Raw genomic sequence first — 4,328 nt, 5'->3', positions numbered from 1 at the left:
GTCAATACTTTCGTGGTCTGCGGGCCGGAACGTTTGGCTTTCTATTCGTAAAACCCTGCGCGCCCGGTTCCGGTACACGACACTGAATTACGCCCACGCTTTGGTTTTAGAGACTCGGCGCCAAGAAAGCCATCGATGAATCCACGTTGTAGTTCCGGAAGTCCGACAAGTACGCTTTTATGGACCTTAGGTATCACGATTCGGCCATCTTTGAGGAATCGTATGCCCGAAATGTATTTAGAGCCATTCATGTCGTCCAGGTAAGGGAAGCAAAACCCTACGATCAAAGATAGTATTGCGAACGCACTCACGCAACTAATTGTTGACCCTAACGCGTCACCCTGCATTCCAATCATTAGCGGAATTACTACGCCAGAGATTGCGAGTACGCACCCGGATATGACCAGTGCCATGCCAACCTTTTTGCTCCATACTGCGCGCTCGCGACTGTAACGCAAGCTGACTGGAATTGAGAGTTGTGTCTCCCTCTTCTTCATGCTCCTAAACATACCCAGATTCGACGCCTCCACCTGCGCAAAAGTCATCACCGTAGTATCGCCAACAGGCTCACCCGTAAAGAGACATGCCAATGGAAAGACGGCGGTACGTGGGTCAACAACTAGGTTGCGTTCAAACGCCCAAAGACCTTCCATTGTAATTCACGCTCGCATTCAAGAGTAACGGTTGCAATCAACGGAGGGCGATCGAAGACGCACTATTCCTTTGAGGTTGCCAATCTCTACGATGTTCGCTTCCCCGAACAGAGGTGGTACTGCGCATTCGGCAAGCAAATCATCAACGTAAGCGTCCCCGTGTGCCCAGCAGGCTTCGGACTCATTCGGCCGCGCTGATTGATTTGTCGGCAAAAAAATAAGGGGCAAAAATATCAGGAATCGATTCGGGAGATCGCAACGTCGACTGCTTTCTACCCTGATCCCATCTTTTTGCCACCCATCTTTTTGCCGGTTTTTGCAGCCGGGTGATTACCGAACGACAATCTTTCCAAGTCGTCGGGAGTCCAGCGTGCGTTATCCAGCGGGCACCTGAAGAGTGTGAGGCCTTACCCAAGTCTGGAAGGACGTCTGCAACCGCTTGTAAGTACCAGGGGGCAGGCCATTGATTATGGTGATCGCTAGTCCACAACGCAAGAAGTTGCAGCGTTTCCCCGAGTTCGTGTTGAAACTGGCAGGCAGGCCGAACATTGGCGGGGAACACAGCCAGAGCGTCGAGAAACGCATCTCTCGTGCAAGCATTCGTATGTCGTGACATGCATCGTCGGAATTCAGGGCGGCCTCAATGCGAGCCGAAATGTCAAGCATCACAGAACGGTTTCCAGTCACGCACTTTCAGTCGGGTAATGTTGGGCATCGACGGGCGGCGGGAGTCGGGCTACGACTTGCAAAACCTCTCCGCCGTCGCGCCGTTGCATGCGACGCTTATCCGCCGTTGTGAGTATCCAGACCTGCGTGGCCTGGGACGCGATTGATTGCAGCAGATACAGCAGCGTAGCATATCACGCCATAGGTAGCAGCGAGTGCAACGGCCCATACCGCCATCTCCAAGGTGTCGTTCCATGCATTTGAGTAGATGCCTATTTGAACGCTGCGACCTGAGCGGGTCATCGGGTTGTATGCGTTGATGGCATAGTTGAGTCCCACAGCGTGCAGGAAGGTCCATGCGACAGTCACGACATAGTGGATGAACATCGCCGATGGGATCTTCAGGCTCAAGCGAAGATGTACCAAACATGCAATCGCCGTCGGAGAGAGATAAAGCAGGACGGCGAAGTCCGGTCCGCCTTTGGATGCCTCGGCGGGGAATGAAGCCAGGTGCAACGCTACCAAAGCTGTCACAGCGAGCAGATCGATAATCTGGAACCGACGGAGTGGCGTTGCCCTTGGTGCCTGGGGGGACGCCTGTGTTGCCGCTTCCAGACGGAGTAGAGTCTCGCATTGGGGGCATTTCATCAAAATCGGCCTACGATCACCGTGTCGGCCCGTTTAATGTAACCATTGGTGTAAACGTTCGTGGCGGACTGCGGTTCATCGTTTGTTTCGTCGCATCGTTAAGTTGTATTCCTTCGAAAATGCTCGTCTTCGGTTACTTGGCACCCCGCCTCATGCAACGCGTAGAGTGACTCTGGTTCGATTCCGAGTTGGGCAGCGAGACCAGAAATCAATACGATAGGATCGTCATCAATCCCTGATTCAATGCGAGTTAGCCAACCGACATATGGCTCAAGGGGAGCGTCTGAAAGCTTGAAAAGCTCAACTGTAAAGCTCTCTACAAGTTTCCATGAATCGCCGTCGCCAGAAGTTTCGAAATGTACTTGGTTTCTTCGGAGCAGGTCGCGAATAAGCATTATGAATACGACTTTAACTAAGTCCGGATTTAGGTTGCGAACCTGCTCAAGAGACAATGTCTTATCAAGTTCTTCAGGGATCCCTCTGGCAACAGATGTGTCAACGTAACGATCGATAGCGGAAAAGTTGAGACCCTCGAAACGTTTGCTCGTCGATAGTTCTAATATCACTTCGCGAATGCGGAGACCGGGGCGACCCACGTTAGCTCTTCCGTAAATTCGTTTTTCGAAACTTGGCGTAAGCATAAGACAGTACTCTTAAGTTCGACGAACGTTTGCCGTAACAAGGAACGGACAGTTGAATTTCCATTTTAAAAAACTCTGCAAGCCGTTCTCCTATTCACGGCTTGGTTGTCCGTTGGACATTGTTTTCAAGGCGTAGGGCGAGGGTGGCCTTTGCTAAGTCTCTCGCGGCGCGCAAGATGCCGTTGATTCACTTCTTTCTCGTCAAAGCGCAGGTTTCCTTCTCGATCCGTATTATCACAGTCTCACTTTAGATTGAACTCGCCAGAGGCATCCAGTCGGTACAGTGACCGCCCCCAAACGCGTTTTCCCAATGACCTGAACTTTTCCCTGAGCTCAAACATCAAGTCGTCGAAATCGTCGGGAATCTGCACACCGACGGCTCGACCTTGTGCATCGATGTACTCGGCTTCGGCTTCAGTGCAGCCTCCGAAGAAGAACGATTCAACAGTCACGCTTACCCAGCCAGCAGGCATGCTGTCGACGACTGAGCGTGCGAACGCGGTATGGTATTCTTCAATCCCTTCGATCATCTGTGCGCTCACGGTTTCTTTGCGATGCCTTTCCCGCGGCTGAGTCTATCAGTCGAAGAACGCCACGGTTCAGCGGGGACCGCGTGAACGACTCTCCACTTCAAAAACATCAACTCGCGGCCGCTGGTGCAACCGGTGGCTATGTGGATAGGCGAATTCAATTGAGGCAAAGGATCGAAATTCGCCGTCGGCGAAGATAAGGAATCAGCGTCATGGCGATCAGCCACCAGAACCTCGAACTTGTGCCGCACATCAAATTCTTTGCCGTGCACGATTCGTTCGTAACACCAACGTACTGGATAGCTCTCACTGCCATTATCGTACACGACTGGAAAAATCTCAGAATTAATTGACGACTCGAACGCCCAGTTGCAATCACGCAAAGCCCTGACAACCTCGCCAATATATCCACCCCATTTCAATGCTTCTATTGTTAGCCGGTCGTCATCGAACGGTATTTGGGCGTGTTGATCGTGGAGCCGGCCAAGAATTGTTTCGACGTGCTCGATAGATTCGGGTGAAAAATCCAACTTAATATCGAAGTTGTCTAGAGCGGTCTCAACCGCTTCACTAGCGAATAGTTTCATTTCCTGGGCAGCGTCGCTATTCGTGAGTTCAGGGATGGCTTTTGCGTGCTTGAAACCGTGTGCGAAACCGCCAATGGATAGCGCCAAGAAACCAGCACTAATGATGACCCCGATAGTTGCTGGCTTACGGACGCCAACGTATTTCTTCGACCGAACGATTGCGTAAGCGCCAAGACACAGGCCTGAAAAAGCGATCAGCACAACGACTAGCACTACAGTAAGCGTAGCGAAGAAGCCATACACAGACGAATCGGCTGCTACTGAACTGAAACGCCGTTCCAAGAGGGATGCGACGACAGGGGCAAGCCAGCTTGCATGCGCTGCGTACTTCACGAAATCGGCCGATGGTTTGGATTGCAGATCGGCTGTTTCACCACCAACCACAGCATCATTTGGTGATTTTTTATCGGCGTTCATATAGTCAACGTGCGTGGTGCGGACAGATTCATCTCGGTCGAAAAGTTGCGACAAATACTCACTCCACATGACGGCAGACATCACGGGGGGACGGACGATTGATTTTTCATTTGTAGAACCGCGCAAGCCGTCCTTAGCTGCTCGGCCTAGTTCAGGCTCTCGTTCGTGCTCGTGACTCAGCATCGC

General features: G+C 51.9%; 3 protein-coding genes and 1 pseudogene. All 4 read right to left on the bottom strand.

Going from position 1 to position 4,328, the window contains the following annotated elements; genetic code table 11:
- Positions 1-1,436: 1,436 nt before the first annotated feature.
- Positions 1,437-1,853 carry a hypothetical protein gene (locus tag RMSM_RS02055; RefSeq protein WP_008690824.1) on the bottom strand — a complete coding sequence of 139 codons (417 nt, stop codon included), beginning with the start codon at positions 1,851-1,853 and terminating at the stop codon, positions 1,437-1,439.
- 212 nt (positions 1,854-2,065) lie between these two features.
- A complete protein-coding gene (locus tag RMSM_RS02050) occupies positions 2,066-2,608 on the bottom strand; it encodes a hypothetical protein (RefSeq protein ID WP_040763652.1) in 543 nt (180 codons plus the stop codon).
- 242 nt (positions 2,609-2,850) lie between these two features.
- Positions 2,851-3,150: a hypothetical protein gene (locus tag RMSM_RS02045; protein WP_040763650.1), complete on the bottom strand. Its 300-nt coding sequence runs from the start codon at positions 3,148-3,150 to the stop codon at positions 2,851-2,853.
- Positions 3,147-4,328: pseudogene (locus RMSM_RS02040) on the bottom strand (hypothetical protein); the annotation flags it as partial. The pseudogene RMSM_RS02040 and the gene RMSM_RS02045, both read right to left, overlap by 4 nt.

The sequence above is a fragment of the Rhodopirellula maiorica SM1 genome (genome assembly GCF_000346295.1).
Taxonomy (GTDB): Bacteria; Planctomycetota; Planctomycetia; order Pirellulales; family Pirellulaceae; genus Novipirellula; species Novipirellula maiorica.
This window is presented reverse-complemented; position numbering and strand designations above follow the sequence as displayed.